The following is a 20148-nucleotide window of genomic DNA, read 5'->3' on the forward strand; positions in this document are numbered from 1 at the left end:
TCAGTCGACGCGGTTTTTCGCCTCGATCCACTGGGACATGTACTGGGTGCTCTTGTGGTGATGATGCCGCAGCATCGCCCCGGTGAAATTGTCCCGGCGGTGGGCCGCGAGGTCGAGGCGGCAGGCCTGGATCCGGGCAATCAGCGCGGGGCCGTGGACCCGGCGCTCGTAACGGGCGGCGAGCAGCGCCTGGCCGTTGGCCTGGGCCTGCTGCCACAGCGTGCGGTCCTGGTAGAGGCGCACGGCCGCTTGGGCCAGGGCGACGGCGCTGGTTTCGATGGCGCCGGCCCAGGGCAGCCCACCGTGCATGGCTTCGGCACCGATGGGGGTGGTGACATTCGGCGTGCCGCAGAGCATGGCGTCGATGATCTTGCCCTTGATCCCGGCGCCGAAACGCAATGGCGCCAGGCAAATGCGCGCCGCCGCCATGACGTCCAGGGCATCCTCGGCCCAGTTCATGATGTGAAAACCCTGGGCGGGGTTGTGCAGCGCGGTGGCCTTGGGCGGGGTGTAGGCGCCATAGATCTGCAGCTGGGCCGTGGGCAACTGCTGGCGGATCAGCGGCCAGAGCGTGGTCTTCATCCAGAGCACGGCATCCCAGTTCGGCGCGTGGCGGAAGTTGCCGATGCTGAGAAAATGCGCACGCTCGTCGAAATCGCGATAGGCCGCCACAGGTGTGTCGATCATCAACGGGCACCAGTGCAGCAACGCCGCCGGGACCTTGAATTGTTCGACCAGCAACTGCGACTCGACATCGGAAATCATCAGGCTCAGGTCCGAACGGTAAATCGCGGCGATTTCCCGCTGGGCCTGATCGGTTTCGCTCATCTGTTGGAACACCTGCCGCTGATCGGGAGCGAACAGGCTGCTGAAGTCATTCTGGTCCTGATCGTCTTTCAGGCGCGCCTTGAGCTGTTGTTGGCGGGCATCGCGCAAGCTTTGCAGGTCCGCGGTCTCCAACACCCGCAGGGCCTCGGGGCAGTGTTTTTCCACGCGCCAGCCGAACTGCTCCTCCATCATGAAGCGGTCGAACAGCACCACATCCGGTTGCAGGCCGGCGACAAAGCTGTCGAAACTGCTGCTGTTGAGCTCGATGCGACACTCCTCGATACCCAGGCTCGCCAGGTCGGCCTTGTGTTCGCCGACGGCGGCGGGGCTGGCGAAGGTGACGCGCCAGCCGGCGTCGAGAAAACTCTCGAGGATCTGCATCATGTGGCCGCCAGCCGCCGACGAGCGCGGTTCCGGCCAGACGTAACCGATAACCAGGACCTGAGTGATGTCGGTGGCGTGCATGAGTACGATTCCTTGAAACGGGCAGGGCGGGAAAAAGGGGCGCAATTAAACCACAGCGACGCTCGCGATTGACCTGCCTCGACGCACTGCGTAGCCTTGCAGCTTCGAGGTTCTTCGGCATTCGGCCGAAGCTAAGAAGGGAACGCGGTATGCCGCGGCTGCCCCCGCAACTGTAAACGGTTCGATAGCCCTGCAATGCCACTGTCTGCGGACGGGAAGGCGCAAGGCCAGGTCTACCGCGTGCTGCCCAGAAGGCGCCGCGACGGCCCGACCGTAAGCCAGGAGACCTGCCTCGTGACCGTTTCTCACTACAACCGGGCGGGGTGATCCGGTGGCGAACGCATCCGCGCCCCAGGGCCGTGGTTCTCGTCCCGTATGCCCGCCACTTTGCCAAAGGGCATCCGATGAAAACACTGGCCAAGCTTCCCGTCACCATCGTCACCGGCTTTCTCGGCTCGGGCAAGACCACCTTGTTGCGCCATATGCTCGACAACGCCCAGGGCCGCCGCATCGCGGTGATCGTCAACGAGTTCGGCGAACTGGGCATCGACGGCGAGATCCTCAAGCAGTGCTCGATCGGCTGCACCGAAGAAGAGGCCAGTGGTCGCATCTATGAACTGGCCAACGGCTGCCTTTGCTGCACGGTCCAGGAAGAATTCTTCCCGGTGATGCGCGAATTGGTGGCGCGCCGTGGCGACCTCGATCATATCCTCATCGAAACCTCCGGTCTGGCGCTGCCCAAGCCCCTGGTGCAAGCCTTCCAGTGGCCGGAAATCCGTAGTGCCTGCACCGTCGACGCGGTGATCACCGTGGTCGACAGCCCGGCCGTGGCCGCCGGCACCTTCGCTGCGTTCCCGGACCAGGTGGATGCCCAGCGCAAGCTTGATCCGAACCTGGATCACGAGTCGCCGCTGCACGAACTGTTCGCCGACCAACTGTCCAGCGCCGACCTGGTGATTCTCAACAAGGCCGACCTGATCAGCCCTGAAGACCTGGCCCGGGTGCGCCTGGAAGTGGCCGAAGAACTGCCGCCGGCGGTGAAGGTCGTCGAAGCCAGCAGCGGCCGCCTGCCGCTGGACGTGCTGCTGGGCCTGGGCGCCGGTTCCGAGGAGCATATCGACGGCCGTCACAGCCACCACGATCACCACCACGATGCTGACGATCATGACGATCACGATCATGATGCCTTCGACTCGATCTCCCTGGAGCTGCCGCAAGCGGATGAAAGCCTGCTGCTGGACGTCCTGACGCAACTGGTGGTCAAGCACGGCATTTTGCGGGTCAAGGGCTTCGCCGCGATCCCGAACAAGCCGATGCGTTTGCTGATCCAGGGTGTAGGCACACGTTTCGACAAGCATTTCGACCGTGCCTGGACGGCGGCCGAACCCCGCGTTACCCGCCTGGTGCTGATTGGCCAGGATCTGGATGCCGCGCTGCTCGAATCGACCTTGCGCACCGCGCTGACCGCCTGACCCATGCACCTGCTCAGGACCCAGCCCGGCGGTTTTGTGTCGGATGACAATATTGCCGACCTGGGACAAACCCCCGCCGAGCTGGTGATCCTCTGCAGCGGCGATTCCAGCCTTGCGCTGCTGGCCGAGGCGGCCGGGCAACTGCCCGACGATTACCCGAGCCTGCGCCTGGCCAATCCCATGCAGGTGCAGAACCATGCCTCGGTCGACCTCTATGTCGACCAGGTGCTGCGACATGCCCGGGTCATCCTGCTGTCGCTGCACGGCGGGATCGGCTATTGGCGTTACGGTATCGAGCGTTTGGTGCAACTGGCCGAGCGCGGGGTGACCCTGATCCTGGTGCCGGGGGACGATCGTCCGGACCCGGAACTGAGCGACTTGAGCAACGTACCCGCCGCGGAGGGTGAGCGACTCTGGCATTTTCTGCGCCAGGGTGGCTTGGGCAATGCCCTGGACCTGTACCGCTGCCTCGCCAGTCGTTGGTTGGAGCGCGACTATGCCTGGGCCGAGCCGAAGCCGTTGCCGCGCACGGCGATCTATCATCCTCGCCACGGTGACGCCGGACTGGCCGGCTGGCGCGCCGATTGGCGGGTCGGTCAACCGGTCGCGGCCTTGCTGTTCTATCGCTCGCATTTGCAGGCGGCGAATACCGCCTTTGTCGATGTGTTCTGCCAGCGCTTGCTGGTGGCCGGGCTCAATCCCTTGCCGATTGCCGTGGCCAGTCTCAAGGAGCCCGGGTGCCTGAGCGTGGTTGAGGACCTGCTGGACGAGGTGACGGCCGCAGTGATTCTCAACACCACCGGATTTGCCCAGTCCAGCCCCGAAGCCCCGCATCTTCGGCCATTTCGCCGCGATATTCCGGTGATCCAGGCCATCTGTGCCCAGGACAACGAGCCCGGTTGGCAGGCCAGCGAGCAGGGCCTCGGCCCCCGTGACCTGGCGATGCATATCGCCTTGCCGGAACTGGACGGGCGCATCATCAGCCGGCCCATCAGCTTCAAGGACTTGGCTTGGCGCAGCGAGCGCAGCCAGAGCGATGTGGTCTGCTATCGGGCCCAGCCCGAGCGCATGGATTTCGTTGCAGAACTGGCCCGCCGCTGGGTCGATCTGGCACGGGTGCCGAATGCGAACAAGCGCGTTGCCCTGATCCTCGCCAACTATCCGACCCGCGACGGGCGGATCGGCAACGGCGTGGGCCTGGACACACCAGCGGCGGCGCTGAATATCCTGCGCGCGCTCAAGGACCAGGGTTATCCGCTGAGCGAGGCGTTGCCTGAGAGTGGCACGGCGCTGATCCAGGCTTTGCTCGGTGGGGTCAGCAACGACCTCGATAGCCTGGACCTGCGGCCTTGCCAGCAGAGCATGGCCCTGGCCGACTACCAGGTGATGTTCGAGCGCCTGCCCGAGAGCAATCGCCAGGCGGTGTTGGCGCGTTGGGGCCGGCCGGAACAGGACCCGATGTTCCGTGGCGGGCGGATGATGGTGGCCGGTCTGCGTTTTGGCCTGACCTTTGTCGGCATCCAGCCGGCCCGGGGTTATCAGGTCGATGCCAGCGCGGTCTACCATGATCCGGACCTGGTGCCGCCCCACGGTTACCTGGCGTTCTATTTCTGGCTGCGGCACACCTATGGCAGCCATGCGCTGATCCATGTCGGCAAGCACGGCAACCTGGAATGGCTGCCGGGCAAGGGCGTCGGTCTGTCGCAGCAGTGTTGGCCGGATGCATTGCTGGGGCCGTTGCCGAATATCTATCCGTTTATCGTCAACGACCCGGGCGAGGGGGCCCAGGCCAAGCGCCGGACCCAGGCGGTGATCATCGATCACCTGATGCCGCCGCTGACCCGGGCCGAGACCTACGGCCCGCTGCGCGACCTGGAGCTGCTGGCCGACGAATATTACGAAGCGCAGTTGCTCGACCCGCGGCGTGCCCGCGAGTTGCAGCGGGACATTCTCAAGCTGGTTCGCGAGACGCAGATCGATCGTGAGCTGCAACTGGACGCGGGCCTCGACAGCGATGCCGAGGCGGCGATCTGGCTGCCACGGTTGGATACCTACCTTTGCGACTTGAAAGAGTCGCAGATCCGTGACGGCTTGCATGTGTTCGGCGAATCGCCGACCGGGCGCCTGCGCATCGATACGCTGCTGGCCTTGCTGCGGATTCCCCGTGGTGACGGGCGTGGCGCCCAGTCCAGCTTGTTGCGGGCCTTGGCCAAGGCCTTTGCCATGGGTTTCGACCCGTTGGACTGCGCCCTGGGCGAACCCTGGAACGGGCCTCGGCCTGAGTCGTTGCAAAGCCTCAGCGAGGAAACCTGGCGCACCGCTGGCGACAGTCGCGAGCGCCTGGAACTGTACGCCGGGCAACTGATCGAGCGTGCGCTACGGGGCGAGGTCGATTGCCCGGACACGGCAGGCTGGGCCGATGTCCGGCTGATCATCGACGGACTGCTGACGGTGGTCGCGCCGCGCCTGGATGCCTGTGGCCCGGCGGAGATGAGTGGTCTGCTCGACGCCCTGGCGGGTCGCTTCGTACCGGCGGGCCCCAGCGGCGCACCAAGTCGCGGACGCCTGGATGTGTTGCCCACCGGGCGCAATTTCTTCTCCGTGGATGTGCGCAACCTGCCGACCACCACCGCCTGGCGCATCGGCTTTCAGTCGGCCAACCTGATTCTCGAGCGGCATTTGCAGGACCATGGCGACCATTTGCGCCAGCTTGGTCTGTCGGTCTGGGGCACGGCGACCATGCGCACCGGCGGCGACGATATCGCCCAGGCCATGGCGCTGATGGGCGTACGGCCGGTGTGGGCCACCGGCAGCCAGCGGGTCGACGATTTCGAGATCCTACCCCTGAGCCTGCTGGACCGGCCGCGGGTGGATGTGACCTTGCGGGTTTCCGGGTTTTTCCGCGATGCCTTCGCCAACCTGATCCGGCTGTTCGACGCCGCCGTGCAGGCCGTGGCGGCGCTGGACGAGCCGGCGGAGTTGAATCCGCTGGCCGCCAGGGTCCGCGAGGAGCGCGAGCAGTTGCAGGCCGAAGGCCTGGATGAGCAACAGGCGGCCCGCCAGGCCGGTTGGCGAATCTTCGGCGCGAAGCCGGGGGCCTATGGCGCCGGGGTGCAGAACGCCATTGACGGGCGCTTGTGGCAGAGCCGCGCGGACCTGGCCGAGGTCTACCTGAACTGGGGCGGTTATGCCTATGGCGGCCAGGATGAAGGCACGGCGGCGCGCGGGCAGTTTGCGCAGCGGCTGGGCCAGGTCCAGGCAGTGCTGCAAAACCAGGACAATCGCGAGCACGACCTGCTCGATTCCAATGACTACTACCAGTTCCAGGGTGGCATGTTGGCGGCGGTGGAAACCCTGCGCGGCGCGCCGGCTGCCAGCTATCATGGCGACCACAGTCAGCCGGACCTGCCGAAGATCCGCACGCTCAAGGACGAGTTGAACCGGGTTGTCCGCTCGCGGGCGGCGAATCCGAAATGGATCGACGGGGTCAAGCGCCATGGCTATAAGGGTGCGTTCGAGCTGGCGGCGACCGTCGACAATCTGTTTGCGTTCGACGCCACTACCGGCCTGATTGACGATCACCAGTACGCCTTGCTGGCTGATGCCTATCTGCTGGACCCGGACACCCGCGACTTTGTCCGCGAGCACAATCCCGCGGCATTGCGCGACATGACCGAGCGTCTGCTGGAAGCCCAGCAGCGCGGCTTGTGGCGCGAGCCCGGCGCGTACCGCGAGGCGCTGGAAAACCTGCTGCTGGATATAGAAGAAGATTCCTGAGGTGTGCAAGTCATGAGCGATACCCCGCATTTCCCGCTGTCGGCCGTGGTCGGTGCTGACGACCTGAAGCTGGCGCTGTGCCTGACGGCGATTGATCCGAAGATCGGTGGCGTGCTGATCGAGGGCCCGCGGGGCATGGCCAAGTCGACCCTGGCCCGTGGGCTGGCGGATCTGCTGGCCAGTGGCTTGTTCGTCACCCTGCCGCTGGGGGCGACGGAAGAGCGGCTGGTGGGTACCCTCGATCTGGACGCGGCGTTGGGCGAAGGTCGGGCGCAGTTTTCCCCTGGCGTACTGGCGAAGGCCGACGGCGGGGTGCTTTATGTCGATGAGGTCAATCTGTTGGCCGATCATCTGGTGGACCTGCTGCTGGACGTCGCCGCCAGCGGCGTCAATCGGGTCGAGCGCGACGGTATTTCCCACCAGCATTCGGCGCGATTTGTACTGATCGGCACCATGAACCCGGAAGAGGGCGAGTTGCGCCCGCAGTTGCTCGACCGTTTTGGCCTGAACGTGGTGCTCAGTGGTCAGACGCCGCCGAGCGAGCGCGGGCAGATTATCCGTCGGCGCCTGGACTTCGATAGCGATCCGCAAGGTTTCTGCGAACAGTGGGCGCCGGCGCAGGAGTCCTTGCGCGAGCGTTGTAGCCAGGCCCGGGCCCGATTGCCGGAGATCGCCCTGGATGACCAGGCTCTGGAGGCGATTACCCAGCGCTGCTTTGCGGCGGGTGTCGACGGCCTGCGCGCGGACTTGGTGTGGTTGCGTGCCGCCCGGGCCCATGCGGCCTGGCGCGGTGCCGGACAGATCGCTGCCGAGGATATCGAGGCGGTGGCCGAGTTTGCCCTGCGTCATCGCCGTCGTGAGCGGATGCCGCCAACATCGACACCGGCTTCGAATCCGAGCGCGTCGCCCCAGGCGGCGAGCGAGCCGGACCCGAGTCCGGGTCAGGGGCAATGGGGTGAACTGCCGGCCCAGGCCTTGCCGGTCGGTGCACGTCGGGAAATTCCGAGCTGGCCAAAAAAGCCCCAGGCATCCGCCCTCGACTGAAGCCGGGGGCGGATGCCAGGCCTCGCTCAGGTCACTTGTCTGGTGGGCGTCAAGGCGTCAGCCGGGCCGGCGAAAGCGGCGCGATCAGTTGGGTGGAAACCTTGTTGGGCGGGCGCCCGCGTTCGCGCAAGGACTTGCGCTTTCGTCCGCGCAGCCGTGCGCCCCATGAACTGTGGCTGGTGATTGTCGATGCGTCGGCGTCGACCCGCCGGCACCAAGCGTTGAGTGACGCCAAAGGCTTGCTGGCGCAGTTGTTTGACGATGCTTACCGGCAACGGGCGCGTTTGGCGCTGATGACCGTCAGCGGTGATCGGCCCCGCTGGCAGCTGCAGGGCTTGAAGGCTTCGAGTGACTTGCGCGGTTGGCTGGACGGCCTGGGGGCGGGAGGCGGAACGCCGTTGCAGGCGGCACTGGCGGAAGCGGCGGATTGGTTGAGCAAGCGACAGCGGCGCCATGGGGCTGAACGGCAGCGGGTGTTGTTGCTGACGGATGGGCGCTTGAAAGCCTGGTCGGGCTTGCCGGTCTTCAACTGCCAGGCGTTGCTGGTGGACCTGGAAAAAGGCCCGATCCGCCTGGGGCGCGCTGTGCAGTTGGCGGCGGAGCTGAGCGCGCAGTACCTGCATATCGAAGAGCTTTCAACACTCTGACAGGCTCTGCGATCCTGCTGGGGAGCACGATCAACTGTAGGAGCCGGCTTGCCGGCGATGGCGGGCGTGTGAGCGGCGCAAGGCTCAAGGGCCTCATCGCTGGCAAGCCAGCTCCTACAGGAGGTACGGCGATATCCTGCGGGGAACTCGATCAACTGTAGGAGCCGGCTTGCCGGCGATGGCGGGCGTGTGAGCGGCGCAAGGCTCAAGGGCCTCATCGCTGGCAAGCCAGCTCCTACAGGAGGTACGGCGATATCCTGCGGGGAACTCGATCAACTGTGGGAGCCGGCTTGCCGGCGATGGCGGCCGTACGGCTTGCATCGCCATTGCTGGCAATCGAGCGTCGCCCCCTACAGATCTTGCAGTGTTCTCTGGAGGCGCTTCAGGCCGACAAGGTCCAAGGCTGCAGGTCGTAGCCTTTCTGGCTCAACTCCGCACGGGCCTGTTGCAGCAGGCTGACCAGTTGCTCGGAGTCGGAGTAGGCGCTGCAAGGAATCTGCTGGCGACCGATGCTGTTGTTGGTACGGTCGATCACGGTCAGGCTCAGTTCACCTTTGTCTTGCGCCACCCAGGCAACACACTGGAATGGTTTAAGGGCCTGGCCGGCCATCAGAAGTGCTTCGTTCATACGGAGCGGGGCGTTCATGGATTTTTCTCTCAAGTATGCCCAAACAGTTCGTTGGACCGTCGGCTTGGGCTCACCGTCTCGGTCGGTTACTTGTACTGATGTCCCAACACCGGCATCAGGTCACACAAGTCGTAAAGTTTTTTTCACTTTTTTTCACTTGCTCAGTTCAAGCGTTGTTTCGACCAGACCAACCCCGATGAGTTCGCAGCAAGGGCGCAAAAGCTCTGGTACAGGGCTTCTGGATATAACGCTGGTTTGTCGCCGGGTTTATAACCAAACGGTACAAGATCGCGTCAAATTTTTGCTAGTGTTACAGACAGGTTTGCCAACTGATTGTTTCTAATAAATATTTGAAATTATGGCGCCAAGGATCAGTCATGCAAGAAGCGGTTCCGCTCAGACGCCTGCTGGTGGTTGATCCTTGCGATGACTGTCATCGCTTGCTCCCCGGCTTGCGCATGGTGGGCTGGGATGTCGACAGCTGCAATCTGGACGTCGCCGGCGACCGTTCCTGCGATGTGGGTCTGTTGCGCCTGCAACCTTTTCATCTCGAACGCCCCGAGGCGGTCAAGGACCTGATCAGCCGCAGCGGCACCGAGTGGATTGCGGTCCTCAGCCAGGAAGTGCTGCGTTTGCAGAACGTCGGTGACTTTGTCTGTGAGTGGTTCTTCGACTTTCATACTTTGCCCTTCGATGTTTCCCGCGTACAGGTGACATTGGGTCGCGCCTTCGGCATGGCGCGCTTGCGCGGCCAGGGTTCGATCCATGTCGACCAGCCGGAGCACGAACTGCTCGGCGATAGCCGGTCGATCCGCGAGTTGCGCAAACTCCTGGGCAAACTGGCGCCCACCGAGTCGCCGGTGTTGATTCGCGGGGAAAGCGGCACTGGCAAGGAGTTGGTGGCGCGGACCCTGCACCGCCAGTCCCAGCGCCACGCCAAGCCATTCGTGGCGATCAATTGCGGGGCGATTCCGGAACACCTGATCCAGTCCGAGTTGTTCGGGCATGAGAAGGGCGCCTTTACCGGGGCGCACCAGCGCAAGGTCGGGCGGATCGAGGCGGCCAACGGCGGCACCTTGTTCCTCGATGAAATCGGCGACTTACCGCTGGAGTTGCAGGCCAATCTATTGCGCTTCCTGCAGGAAAAGCATATCGAGCGGGTCGGCGGCAGCCAGCCTATCGCGGTGGATGTACGGGTGCTGGCGGCGACCCATGTGGATCTGGAGGCGGCCATCGGTACCGGACGTTTCCGTGAAGACCTCTATTACCGGCTCAACGTCTTGCAAGTGATGACGGCGCCGCTACGCGAGCGGCATGGCGATGTGGCGATGCTGGCCAACCACTTTTCCCATTTCTACAGTCTGGAAACCGGGCGCCGGCCGCGGAGTTTCAGTGAAGAGGCGCTGGTCGCCCTGGGCAACCATGCCTGGCCGGGCAATGTCCGCGAGCTGGCCAATCGGGTCAGGCGCGGGCTGGTGCTGGCCGAAGGGCGGCAGATCGAGGCCCGGGACCTGGGGCTGGACAGTCTGCCTTGCGACAGCGCGCCCATGGGTACGCTGGAGGACTATGTGCACCGTGCCGAGCACCAGGCGCTGTGCGATGTATTGAACCGACATAGCGATAATATGAGCGTCGCCGCCCGCGTACTGGGGGTATCACGCCCGACTTTCTACCGATTGCTGCACAAGCACCAGATCCGCTAAGGCGCGGTAAGCGAAACGAAAAGGCCCGCAACGTTTGCACGTTGCGGGCTTTTTCATGGGCGGCGTCAGAAGTAGTAGGGGAACTTCACGCTGAAAGAGAAGTTCGGCGCATCGGGGGTCATGCCCAGGGAGAGCATGGGTACTATGGTGAGGTTGGGTGAGGCGGCGATGGTCATGCCGATGTTGAAGAACCCGGAGTTGGCGTCGCTGCCGACCACGTTCTGCCAACCCTGGCCGCTTTGCTGGAGCCGGCTCTTGCGTTGCACCAGGTCCGAGACCGAGAAGGACATGCTCATCTTCTCGTTCAAGGCGAAGGCCACGCCGGCGCCGATTTGGAAGCTGTCGCCGAGCTGAACTTTGCCGGGAACCACCTCGCCCTCCTGCGCACTGATATCGCTGAACGACCTCTCGAAGTTGTGGGTGTAGGCCAGGGTGCCGAACAGTACGGCCGGGTCAAAGGTCTTGACCAGCGAGATGCCCGGTGTCAGGGACCAGACCCCGTTGCCGGTGGGTAAGTCGGTCGGAAAGGTCAGATTGCCCTCGGTGGCCGGGGCCTTGACGAATTTGATGCCATAGGGGTCCTTGCCGGTCGGGGCCTTGACCCGCAGGCTGAAGACCGCGTCCGGCCAGCTTTCCGATTCGTCAAGGAACTTGTAGGCCACGCCGAAGTTGACGTCGCCCAGGGCCGGGTCCTTGGTGACCGTCTGCTCGGCCGTGATTGACGCCGCGCCGTTGTTGCCACCGCCCGATTGATAGGTGGACTCGCGGTAGACAATGGGGGCGTTGATATCGAATTGCCAACGGTTGTCGACGTTGTAGCGGGCCGTCAAGTCCATTGTCCAGGTGTCGGCCTTGATCCTGTCCAGGTTGACCGTACCCAGCAGGATCGAGTCCAGGGCCAGGAAACCGTTGAGAAACAATTGGCGAGTGTCATAGCGCGTATAGGTGATCCCGGTTTCCACGCTGAACTTGCCATTGCCGAAGAAACCGCTGGCCTCGTTGTACAGGTCGGACACACTCTGGGCCGGCGCCGAATCATCCTTGAGCGATTGACCGTAAGAGGCGCCAGAACTGCTGGCCGCAGACCCAGGGGCGTTCGCGCTGGCTGCCGCCACCGTTTGCCCCTTTTTCAGGTCGGCCGGGGATTTGACCAGGCGTTTGGGTGGCGGCGGCGTTGGCTGGTCCTCTACCTGGCGAACCCGTTGTTCCAATACCGACAAGGCTTGTTGTTGTTGTACGTAGCGTTGTTTCAGCTCCTGGAGTTCCTGTTTCAGGGCCTCTACCTCGGGGTCAGGCGCTGCTTGCAGCATCGACGCCGGGAAGAGCACACCCACACATACAGCAGCGCGTAGCGAGAGCGAGAGAGACATGAAATAAGTCGTCCTTTTCTGACGTCCAATGGTCGAAAATGAGCGTAGTTCAGAATCCCATGCTGCGTAGTCCCTTGAGTTGAGTCAGGTTGCAATCCAGTGCTCCTACGGTAGGCATGTTGTTCTGTAACACCACATTGAGTTGAGTCATGCTGCGGACCAGGTTGTTGCCACCCAGCAGGGTGGTGGATTGCAGCACGCCGCCCTGGGCGATCTGCTGCTGCAGATTGCCCTGATTGTTATTGGCCAGTATCTGCATTTTCAGGCCGCTGGAAGAGGCGGAGACGGTGACGCTGCCCGCGGCGCCGAAGCCGGTGATGCTGCCGCCGCTGGTGAGCACTTGCCCCGTTGGCTGAGGACCTCCCGGGACCTGGTTCGCTTCGCTGACATTGATGAGCACGTTGTTGCTGGCGCTGTTGCCGTCGCCAGCGGCGCGCACCACCTGGGTCACACCCGCCGAGGCGTTCAGCCCTGCACCGCCGATAACCGTGCCGGAGCCTTGGGTCGGTGCGGAGCCATTGCCTTGGGTGCTGTAGGTGGTGACGTAGAACTGCGGCTTGACAGTCGATTGCTGAATTTGCAGGGAAGTGGCCGCGCCGATGAGGTCTCCCTGGGCGTTCGTCCAAGTGCTTTGCATGACAATCCCAAAGCTGATGATGCGTCCTGGCATGACATAGCGGCCACGCAGTTCGGAGAGTTCCTGATCTTTCAGTTCGATGGGCTTGAAGGGCAGGGTTGCGTGTGCCGGCAGGCAGGTGAGTGCCAGGCAACTGACCATCAGCCAGTGTGAGTTTTTCATATGCTGCTCCCGGAGCGTCCTGCTCCTTTATTTTTAGTGCACCTTAAAAGAAGTCGCTCTGGATAAAGCCGAAATCCATCAGTTCCGCGTCCTTGATCGGGTGAAAGGTGTCCAACTTGTTCTTGGCCGTGAGCGGCGCCGGTGGGTCGAGCAAGGCGTTGCTCTTGTCGTAGCCGGGGCCGATGATGGCGAAAATGATGCCGTTCCAGCCTTTCTGGAAGTCGGCATTGGTGTAGCGTTTGTGGCCCAGTACCGGGTCGCCGATATAGACCCAGTCCTTGTCGGCGCGCTGCATCACCACGAAATGCTTGTAGCCGCGGATGTCCATCATCACCACGACCGGAATAGTTACGCTGGGCAGGCTGTCGGCGGGAATCTTGTAGCCCCGCGCACGCATGCCGATGCTTTCGATATAGCGCTTCATGTCCAGCATGGAGAAACCCTGTTTCTTGACCAGTTCCTGATCGGAGGTGGTCAGCATGCCTTTGATGATCTGTTCTTCGTTGACGTCCAGCCAGTAGGCTTGGCGCAAGAGGGTGGCGAGTGCGGCGGCACCGCAACTGAAGTCGGTCTTCTGCTCGACCAGATCGGAAAAACGCCGTTCGCGAATGCTTTGTACCTGTTTGTAGAAAAGCACGGCGCCGGGTAGACCGGGCACGGCCATGGTGGCGGCCTGAATTGGAACAGAGAGAAAAAGCGCGAGGGCAAGGGCGATAGCACGCATGGTCATACGCCTCTCAGAGCTGAAAAAAGAGCCCCGTTTCCGGGGCTCTCAGTGCTGTTGCCACTACATGCAGGCGCGGCAGCCGGCAGCAATGGACAGCGTGTTGCCTTGTTGGTTGCCGACACCGGCCGCCACGTTGGCACCCACGTTGCCCGAGGCATTGTTGAGCGAGTTGTTCATGCTGGCGTTGTTGACCACAGGCATTTTCCAGCCATTTGGTGTCATGACTTGATAGGTGATCACACCGTCCAGATCAATGGTGCCCATCTCGGTACCCTTGATGGTTTCTTTCCCTTTGTCACCCCAGCTATCGTTGCCATAACCGCCTTTGCCGCCGCTTTCGGTACCTGAGAAGGTCCCTTTGTAGCTGCCGTCAATATCGATAGTGGCTTTGAGGGTGGTGACTTTGTAGGCTTGTACCGCATCGTTGTTGACTTTCAGGCCGGTGGAGGTCTGGGTAGCCGCACCGCTTGCCGAAGCGACACGACCGCCGGATACCGCGATGGCCAGGTCGTTTTTCTGTTGGTTGAAGTCGCCAGCGGCCACGTTGACACCTATGTTGCCGGAGCCATTGTTGCCGGAGCTGTTCATCGAACCATTGTTCTGGGTGGATTGGTTGTTGACCGTGTTGCTGTAGTTGGTCTGAGTCAAGCTGGTGCTGGAAGTGGCGCTGCCGAAGATGAAGCTTTCGTCGGCGGTGGCCAGCGCGGCTTCGTTGAGTTGCTGGTTGCCATCACCGGCTGCGGTGTTGGCGCCGACGTTACCGCTGGCACTGTTTAGCGAGCTGTTGATGCTGCCGTTGTTCTTGGTGCCTTGGTTGGAGACGACGTTGCCGTGGCTGTCCTGCTTGTCGTTCACCGAGGCGGTGGCGCCGGCGGTGATTTGCAGCAGGGTGGCGAGGCTAGGGTCGTGGTCATGATGACGACGACCGTGTCCTTCATCGCCGCCTGCCTGGGCGGCCATTGCCATGACGGCGGCCAGTGCGAAGACCAGTGGTTTGAGAGCCATTGTGGGTTTCATGGTGTGTATCTCCGTGCTTATTAGTTGAGTTAAGTGTTGGTACTTTCTAATTGGCACTGCACGGGTCAATTCAATCAGCGACCCGGATACTGAGGGTGTTGGCCATTCGGTTGCCCACCCCCGCGCTCTGGCTCACCTGAATCACGCCTCGGCTGCCGGTGAAGGCCTGGTCGCTGGTAACGACCTGGCGGCTGCCTGGTGGTGTGGAAGAGCCTGAGTTCGCTGACAGCGCCACGTTCTGTTGGGACAGGACGCTGTCGTCGATGCTTTGTGGCACCGCACTGATGCTGATGCGCACGACGTTGATCATCTGGTTGTTGGCACCGGCGGATTGGTTGACCCCAACCATGCCGTTACCGTTACTGAAAGCGTTGCCCTGGATGGCCACCTTGGCGTCGATCGCGGTGCTGGCCCCGCTGCTGATTTTCTGGGTCAGCGCGGTGCTGGCGCTGGCGCTGGTGCCGACTGCAATGGCGCGGCTGTTGAGCTGTTGTTGCTGGTCGCCGGCAGCCTGGTTGACCATCACGTTGCCGTTGTATTGCTGGCCGCTGTTGCTGAGGGTGGCGCTGTCGATAACCGGGCTGGCGGAGTCGGCGAGTACGCTGGCGCTGCTGAACAGGGCGAGAAGAAACAGTGAGTGGCGCATGTCATTGCCCCTTGCCGATGGCGCCGAGGGCGTTCATGCCGGCCGAGAGTCCGTGGTTGACCGTATTGGCGATGCTGGCGCCACTGCCGCCGCCGTGTCCGGCGGCCATTCCCGGCAGACCATTGGGGTTGTTCAGGCCCGGCATATCGACGGTATGCTTGTCGATCAGCTGGCTGATGGAGCCGCCGGTGCTGACGCCGGCGATATCGCCATCACTCAGTTCCCGACCGGTAATCGAGGTGATGCGGGCGGACTGGTTGGCGTTGACCGTGGTCGGATTGGGGTCGGGTTGCGCCGGTGCGCGGCCCCACGATTCGGGCTGCAGGGGACGGCTCAGCACAATCACCCCGTTGCCGCCGGCCTGGACCGCGAGGCTGAGCATCGAACTGATCGCGCAACTGATCAGCAAGGTGCGGGTAAAGCCGGTTGTGAGTGTCCCCATGACGAGATTCCTTTTTCAGTACGCTGGCCCTAGCCTGGCGTTGACAAGGAAAGAGCAGAAGTTGTGCCTCTTTTTGTTTTTCTTTTGAAAACAATGAGTTGTTTTGGATTTCGGAGGAGGCGCGCGAAAGCTGTTTCAGGGATGAGACAGGCGCAAGGGGGGCGGGCGGGGGGATTTCTGCGCAACGCAGTAATACGGGCCTTTCAGGGCCGGTGTATCAGCGGCTTAACACCTGGGACATTGTGGGAGTTGAACCGTTGATTTTGAGGCTTCACCTGCGTGCCGGATGTTTCAAGAATGGACACAGGGCTGGAAAATGGCCGGGCCTGACCTTGAAAACACGATGGCTCCTGTAGGCGTTGGCTTGCCAGCGATGAGGTCCTTGAAACTTGCGGTGTCCGTCCGGCCGCGATCGCCGGCAAGCCGGCTCCTACAAGGTGCGCGATGTTTTCAGGCGTGTGTTTTACCTTCCAGCAGTTGGGCGACAGCCGCGAGGGCCTGCTCGCGACGCGCCTGCCAATCGCCGTCAATCACAGTGACCGCTTGTCCATGCCGAGTCAGCCAGTCGAGGCTGGCAGTGAAAAATGCCTGGCGTTCGCCCAGTCCGGGTTGGCAGCGCTGGCCGTCGTCGGTCCAGCCCACGCCTTCGGGGCGCAGTAACAGGTGCAGGTCATAGTGGCGCGCCTGGAGGGCCTGTTCGATCCAGGCCGGGCATTCGCCGAACAGGGTTTGGCTCCAGAGCAGGTTGCTCAGCAGGTGGGTGTCGAGAATCAGCAGCGCCGGTGCCTGCGCGCGGGCCGCGTCCTCCCACTCCAGCTGTCCGCGGGCGATGGCAGGGATGTCCGCCAGGCAGGTGTCGCGCGGGTTGCATTCGATGAAGTAACGCACGTACTCGCCGACCACCAGGCCGCCGAAGTGTGCTTGCAGCTCGGCGGACAGCCCGCTTTTACCACTGGACTCAGGTCCCGCCAGGACGACGACCTTCATGGGCGCGGACATGCGGATTCCTTGGGCTGGAAAAAGGAGGGCGATTGTACCCTCCCGCTGTCACACCTTGAACTGCTTGAGCAAGGTATTGAGCTGCTGGCTCAGGGCCTTGAGTTTTTCACTGTCGACACTCGACTGTTCGGCCGCCAGGGCCGTGCTGTGGGACAGTCCCGCCGCGTCGGTGACGTTCTGGTTGATTTCCTCCACCACATGGGACTGTTCGAGGGTGGCGCTGGCAATCGAGGCATTGAGCCCGTTGAGGTTGCGCAGAGCCTGGCCGATGGCATTCAGGCTCTCGCCAGCGAGACCCGCCTGCTCAATGGTCAATTGCGAGGCACGGCTGCTGTCGCCGATCACTTTCACCGCAGCCTCGGAATGGCCTTGCAGGCGTTCGATCATCGACTGGATCTCCGCCGTGGACTTCTGCGTGCGCTGGGCCAGCAGGCGCACTTCATCAGCCACCACGGCAAAGCCGCGACCTTGTTCGCCGGCCCGGGCGGCCTCGATGGCGGCGTTCAGGGCCAGCAGGTTGGTCTGTTCGGCAATCGACCGAATCACTTCAAGAACGCTGCCGATCTGCGTGCTTTCGGCCGCCAGGGTGCGGATCACTTCCACGGCTTGGTCGATGGTGGCGCAGAGCGAATCGATCTGTTGCAGGCTGTTGTCGATGTTCAACTGGCCCTGCCGGGCCTGGGCTTCGGCGTCACGCATTTCGCTGGCGGCCTGCTCGGCGTTCTTGGCCACATCCTGCACGCCGTAGGTCACTTCGTTGATTGCCGTCGCGACCATTTCCATCTGTTGCGATTGCTGCTGGCTGCGGGCCTGGGCCTGGGTGGCGTTGCTGCCCAGGTCGGTGGAGGATTGGCCGAGCGCCGTCGCCGAGGCCTGGAGCTGGCCGACCACGCTGCGCAGCTTGCTGGTAAAACCGTTGAAATGGTGGGCCAGTTGCGTCACTTCGTCCTGCCCGTGGGTGTCGAGGCTGCGGGTCAGGTCGCTTTCACCGCTGGCGATATTGGCCATGGCGTTCACGCTTTCCTGCAGGGGGCGCACGATGCTGCGGGCAATCATCGTCACCAGCAGCGCCATGATCACGGCAATCCCCAGGCCGATCAGCGACGCGCGCCATACCTGGCCGTAGAACTCGTCCTGCAGGTCGTCGACGTACACGCCCGAGCCGACGATCCAGCCCCAGGGCTCGAAGAGCTGTACATAGGAGGTTTTCTGCACCGGGGCGCTGGCGCCCGGTTTCGGCCAGCGGTAGTTGATCATGCCCGCGCCCTTGGCCTTGGTCAGGGTAACCATTTCGTTGAACAGGGCGTAGCCGTCAGGGTCCTTGATCCCCGAGAGGTCCTGGCCTTCAAGCTTGGGGTTGGCCGGGTGCATGATCATCACCGGGCGCTGGTCGTTGATCCAGAAATAGTCGGTCTGGTTGTAGCGCAGGCCGCGGATCACGCTCAGGGCCTGCTTCTGCGCGGCTTCGCGGCTGAGGGTGCCGGCGGTTTCCAGGTCATGGTAGTAGTTGAGGACGCCACTGGCGACCTGGACCACGTGCTGGGTCTTCTGCGCCTTGCCCTGGTAAAGGTCGTCGTGGATCTGCTGGAGCATCAACAGGCCCAGGGTCAGCAGCATCGCCATGGCGACGATGAGGATGAGCCACAACCGCCGACTGATCGACACATTTCGCAAACTATTCATGAGGACACCGCTCCTGGTTTCTTCTTGTTTTGATCATCGCCGATCTGCATCCAAACAGGTTTTGTCGCTCTTGCCCAGTCAGCTTACGGCTACTTTCCAGGCAGCCACAAACAGGCGTGTCTGATAGGATCTCGGCCCGAAACCGGCAAACCTGAGTTGATGTTTGATTTTTCAGGCATTTTTTACGCTTTGACGACAGACGGTACGGCACGCTGGGCGCCGGTTGCCCACGGGCAGATGATTGAACGTCGAGTTTTTCAAGTGTCACGCGGGGTGCGTGGCAGCATGGGGGAATAATGGATCTTTGGACCGCCGCACAGGCAGTGATTCTGGGTATCGTCGAGGGGCTGACGGAGTTCTTGCCGATCTCCAGCACCGGGCACCAGATTATCGTTGCGGACTTGCTGGACTTCGCTGGGGAACGGGCAATCGCCTTCAATATCATCATCCAGCTCGGGGCGATCCTGGCGGTGGTCTGGGAGTTTCGCCACAAGGTGTTCTCGGTGGTCCGGGACCTGCCGACGCAACGCAATGCCCAGCGCTTCACCCTCAACCTGCTGGTGGCGTTCCTGCCGGCGGTGGTGCTGGGGGTGTTGTTCAAGGAGATCATCGCCACCTACCTGTTCAACCCGATCACCGTCGCCGCCGCGCTGGTGGTGGGTGGTCTGATCATTCTCTGGGCCGAGCGCCGCCAGCACGTGGTGCATGCCGAGACGGTGGATGAAATCACCTGGAAAGACGCCCTGAAGGTCGGCTTCGCCCAATGCCTGGCAATGATCCCCGGCACTTCGCGTTCCGGTGCAACGATTATCGGCGGTTTGTTGTTCGGGCTGTCGCGCCAGACCGCCACCGAATTTTCATTCTTCCTGGCGATGCCGACCATGGTCGCCGCCGCGGTGTACTCCGGCTATGGTTTTCGCCATCAGTTCCAGATGGCCGACCTGCCGGTGATCGCCCTGGGCTTCGTGACCTCCTTTGTCTTCGCGATGATCGCCGTGCGCGGTTTGCTGAAATTCATTGCCAGCCATACCTATGTGGCATTCGCCTGGTACCGAATCGTCTTCGGCCTGGTGATCCTGGCCACCTGGCAGTTCGGCTGGGTCGACTGGTCGAGCCACGAATGAGGGCGTCACGTAGCCCGGAGCGCAGTCGCCAGGCCACTGCTCCGGTTCGGCACCTCAAGCTCAAGCTGGCGGTACTCTTGCTGCTCTGCGCATTGCCCGGATTCGGCGCGTTGCGGATGGGGCTTGGCGGTGGCAGCGTGCTGCCGCTGTGGGCGTACGGAATTGCCAGCCTGCTGGCGTTTTTCCTCTACTGGAGCGACAAGCGCAAGGCCCGCGACGAGACCTGGCGTACACCGGAGAAGGTCCTGCACGCGATCGAACTGCTGGGCGGCTGGCCAGGGGCGCTGATCGCCCAGCAGGTGTTTCGGCACAAGACCCGCAAAGTCTCGTTTCAACTGGTGTTCTGGTTGATTGTGCTGATGCACCAGGTGTTCTGGATCGACCATCTGTTCCTCGGTGCCAGCCTGGTGCACCTGTCCTTCTTATAGCAGCAGGCCGACCTGGACACGCTTGGGCAGTTTCGCCGCCACCAGTTGGTGCGAGCGCTGGATCAGCGCTTGCAGCTCGTCACGGCCCAGCGGATAGGGCGTGTCCATGATGATCCAGTGAGCCCTGGCCAGATACGGCGCCGGGCCGATCCCCGGACGGTCGACGTGACCGAGGAACAGCTCCTTGTCGACCTTGAAGGCCAGCGAGTCGCCGCGCAGCCCCTGCACGGCGAACATCTTGTTCCCGGCAATGGAAAACACCCGCACGCCGCCCCATTTGTAGTCTTCCCGCGCGCCGGGTAGTGTCAGGCAGAAACTCGCGACGTCTTCCCTGTTCATGCTTGATCCT

General features: G+C 62.7%; 18 protein-coding genes and 1 riboswitch. Of the genes, 7 read left to right on the top strand and 11 right to left on the bottom strand.

What is annotated here, in order from left to right:
• Positions 1-1293 (bottom strand): glycosyltransferase, encoded by a 1293-nt coding sequence (locus tag AC07VG_RS13225; protein WP_495021319.1) that lies wholly within the window; start codon positions 1291-1293, stop codon positions 1-3.
• 90 nt (positions 1294-1383) lie between these two features.
• Positions 1384-1602, top strand: a riboswitch (cobalamin riboswitch).
• A 95-nt stretch (positions 1603-1697) separates the two neighbouring features.
• On the opposite strand from AC07VG_RS13225, the gene cobW reads away from it, so the two are divergent.
• The 4 genes from cobW to AC07VG_RS13245 are packed head-to-tail and all read left to right on the top strand — an operon-like array spanning position 1698 to position 8233.
• Positions 1698-2765, top strand: a complete 1068-nt coding sequence (cobW, locus tag AC07VG_RS13230) for a cobalamin biosynthesis protein CobW (RefSeq protein ID WP_495002158.1) — start codon at positions 1698-1700, stop codon at positions 2763-2765.
• A gap of 3 nt (positions 2766-2768) precedes the next feature.
• Positions 2769-6542, top strand: coding sequence for a cobaltochelatase subunit CobN (gene cobN, locus AC07VG_RS13235; protein WP_495021320.1), 3774 nt, complete (start codon positions 2769-2771; stop codon positions 6540-6542).
• Positions 6543-6554: 12 nt separating this feature from the next.
• Positions 6555-7586, top strand: coding sequence for a magnesium chelatase ATPase subunit I (locus AC07VG_RS13240; RefSeq protein ID WP_495002160.1), 1032 nt, complete (start codon positions 6555-6557; stop codon positions 7584-7586).
• 35 nt (positions 7587-7621) lie between these two features.
• A complete protein-coding gene (locus tag AC07VG_RS13245) occupies positions 7622-8233 on the top strand; it encodes a vWA domain-containing protein (RefSeq protein ID WP_495002161.1) in 612 nt (203 codons plus the stop codon).
• A 382-nt stretch (positions 8234-8615) separates the two neighbouring features.
• Here the strand turns inward: AC07VG_RS13245 and AC07VG_RS13250 are convergent, their stop codons facing one another.
• Positions 8616-8879 (bottom strand): hypothetical protein, encoded by a 264-nt coding sequence (locus AC07VG_RS13250; RefSeq protein WP_100943402.1) that lies wholly within the window; start codon positions 8877-8879, stop codon positions 8616-8618.
• A gap of 359 nt (positions 8880-9238) precedes the next feature.
• Between AC07VG_RS13250 and AC07VG_RS13255 the strand changes: the two genes are divergently transcribed.
• The gene (locus AC07VG_RS13255) at positions 9239-10564 is read left to right on the top strand and encodes a sigma-54 dependent transcriptional regulator (protein WP_495002162.1); all 1326 of its coding nucleotides are present in this window, start codon (positions 9239-9241) and stop codon (positions 10562-10564) included.
• Positions 10565-10629: 65 nt separating this feature from the next.
• On the opposite strand, the gene fapF is transcribed toward AC07VG_RS13255, so the two are convergent.
• The 8 genes from fapF to AC07VG_RS13295 all read right to left on the bottom strand — a co-directional run bounded on the left by fapF (position 10630) and on the right by AC07VG_RS13295 (position 18247).
• Positions 10630-11934, bottom strand: a complete 1305-nt coding sequence (gene fapF / locus AC07VG_RS13260; RefSeq protein WP_495002163.1) for a fibril amyloid transporter FapF — start codon at positions 11932-11934, stop codon at positions 10630-10632.
• Positions 11935-11983: 49 nt separating this feature from the next.
• Positions 11984-12733: a fibril amyloid subunit FapE gene (gene fapE / locus AC07VG_RS13265; RefSeq protein WP_495021321.1), complete on the bottom strand. Its 750-nt coding sequence runs from the start codon at positions 12731-12733 to the stop codon at positions 11984-11986.
• A 43-nt stretch (positions 12734-12776) separates the two neighbouring features.
• Positions 12777-13457, bottom strand: a complete 681-nt coding sequence (fapD, locus tag AC07VG_RS13270) for a fibril amyloid maturation endopeptidase FapD (RefSeq protein WP_495002165.1) — start codon at positions 13455-13457, stop codon at positions 12777-12779.
• A 63-nt stretch (positions 13458-13520) separates the two neighbouring features.
• Positions 13521-14477, bottom strand: a complete 957-nt coding sequence (fapC, locus tag AC07VG_RS13275) for an amyloid-like fimbrin subunit FapC (protein ID WP_495002166.1) — start codon at positions 14475-14477, stop codon at positions 13521-13523.
• 70 nt (positions 14478-14547) lie between these two features.
• Positions 14548-15123 carry a fibril amyloid subunit FapB gene (gene fapB, locus AC07VG_RS13280; RefSeq protein WP_495002167.1) on the bottom strand — a complete coding sequence of 192 codons (576 nt, stop codon included), beginning with the start codon at positions 15121-15123 and terminating at the stop codon, positions 14548-14550.
• Between the two features lies 1 nt (position 15124).
• Positions 15125-15565 carry a functional amyloid chaperone FapA gene (fapA, locus tag AC07VG_RS13285; RefSeq protein ID WP_495002168.1) on the bottom strand — a complete coding sequence of 147 codons (441 nt, stop codon included), beginning with the start codon at positions 15563-15565 and terminating at the stop codon, positions 15125-15127.
• 450 nt (positions 15566-16015) lie between these two features.
• A complete protein-coding gene (locus AC07VG_RS13290) occupies positions 16016-16552 on the bottom strand; it encodes an AAA family ATPase (RefSeq protein WP_495021350.1) in 537 nt (178 codons plus the stop codon).
• Between the two features lie 60 nt (positions 16553-16612).
• Entirely contained in the window at positions 16613-18247 is a 1635-nt protein-coding gene (locus AC07VG_RS13295; protein ID WP_495021322.1) for a methyl-accepting chemotaxis protein, read from the bottom strand.
• Between the two features lie 296 nt (positions 18248-18543).
• Between AC07VG_RS13295 and AC07VG_RS13300 the strand changes: the two genes are divergently transcribed.
• Both AC07VG_RS13300 and AC07VG_RS13305 read left to right on the top strand, forming a co-directional pair.
• Positions 18544-19371, top strand: a complete 828-nt coding sequence (locus AC07VG_RS13300; protein WP_495002170.1) for an undecaprenyl-diphosphate phosphatase — start codon at positions 18544-18546, stop codon at positions 19369-19371.
• The gene (locus AC07VG_RS13305) at positions 19368-19799 is read left to right on the top strand and encodes a DUF1294 domain-containing protein (protein WP_495002171.1); all 432 of its coding nucleotides are present in this window, start codon (positions 19368-19370) and stop codon (positions 19797-19799) included. The genes AC07VG_RS13300 and AC07VG_RS13305 overlap by 4 nt, the downstream gene beginning before the upstream one ends.
• On the opposite strand, the gene AC07VG_RS13310 is transcribed toward AC07VG_RS13305, so the two are convergent.
• Positions 19794-20138: an MmcQ/YjbR family DNA-binding protein gene (locus AC07VG_RS13310; RefSeq protein WP_495002172.1), complete on the bottom strand. Its 345-nt coding sequence runs from the start codon at positions 20136-20138 to the stop codon at positions 19794-19796. The genes AC07VG_RS13305 and AC07VG_RS13310 overlap by 6 nt on opposite strands.
• Positions 20139-20148 lie beyond the last annotated feature (10 nt).

It is taken from the genome of Pseudomonas sp. GW821-FHT03C07, from assembly GCF_059420925.1.

Excerpts from the sequence above, each read along its gene's own strand:
- fapC (WP_495002166.1), bottom strand. The coding sequence starts at position 14,477 with ATGAAACCCACAATGGCTCTCAAACCACTGGTCTTCGCACTGGCCGCC.
- AC07VG_RS13225 (WP_495021319.1), bottom strand. The coding sequence starts at position 1,293 with ATGCACGCCACCGACATCACTCAGGTCCTGGTTATCGGTTACGTCTGG.
- fapB (WP_495002167.1), bottom strand. The coding sequence starts at position 15,123 with ATGCGCCACTCACTGTTTCTTCTCGCCCTGTTCAGCAGCGCCAGCGTA.
- fapD (WP_495002165.1), bottom strand. The coding sequence starts at position 13,457 with ATGCGTGCTATCGCCCTTGCCCTCGCGCTTTTTCTCTCTGTTCCAATT.
- cobW (WP_495002158.1), top strand. The coding sequence starts at position 1,698 with ATGAAAACACTGGCCAAGCTTCCCGTCACCATCGTCACCGGCTTTCTC.
- AC07VG_RS13290 (WP_495021350.1), bottom strand. The coding sequence starts at position 16,552 with ATGAAGGTCGTCGTCCTGGCGGGACCTGAGTCCAGTGGTAAAAGCGGG.
- AC07VG_RS13250 (WP_100943402.1), bottom strand. The coding sequence starts at position 8,879 with ATGAACGCCCCGCTCCGTATGAACGAAGCACTTCTGATGGCCGGCCAG.
- fapA (WP_495002168.1), bottom strand. The coding sequence starts at position 15,565 with ATGGGGACACTCACAACCGGCTTTACCCGCACCTTGCTGATCAGTTGC.
- AC07VG_RS13305 (WP_495002171.1), top strand. The coding sequence starts at position 19,368 with ATGAGGGCGTCACGTAGCCCGGAGCGCAGTCGCCAGGCCACTGCTCCG.
- cobN (WP_495021320.1), top strand. The coding sequence starts at position 2,769 with ATGCACCTGCTCAGGACCCAGCCCGGCGGTTTTGTGTCGGATGACAAT.
- AC07VG_RS13295 (WP_495021322.1), bottom strand. The coding sequence starts at position 18,247 with ATGAATAGTTTGCGAAATGTGTCGATCAGTCGGCGGTTGTGGCTCATC.
- fapE (WP_495021321.1), bottom strand. The coding sequence starts at position 12,733 with ATGAAAAACTCACACTGGCTGATGGTCAGTTGCCTGGCACTCACCTGC.
- fapF (WP_495002163.1), bottom strand. The coding sequence starts at position 11,934 with ATGTCTCTCTCGCTCTCGCTACGCGCTGCTGTATGTGTGGGTGTGCTC.
- AC07VG_RS13255 (WP_495002162.1), top strand. The coding sequence starts at position 9,239 with ATGCAAGAAGCGGTTCCGCTCAGACGCCTGCTGGTGGTTGATCCTTGC.
- AC07VG_RS13300 (WP_495002170.1), top strand. The coding sequence starts at position 18,544 with ATGGATCTTTGGACCGCCGCACAGGCAGTGATTCTGGGTATCGTCGAG.
- AC07VG_RS13310 (WP_495002172.1), bottom strand. The coding sequence starts at position 20,138 with ATGAACAGGGAAGACGTCGCGAGTTTCTGCCTGACACTACCCGGCGCG.
- AC07VG_RS13240 (WP_495002160.1), top strand. The coding sequence starts at position 6,555 with ATGAGCGATACCCCGCATTTCCCGCTGTCGGCCGTGGTCGGTGCTGAC.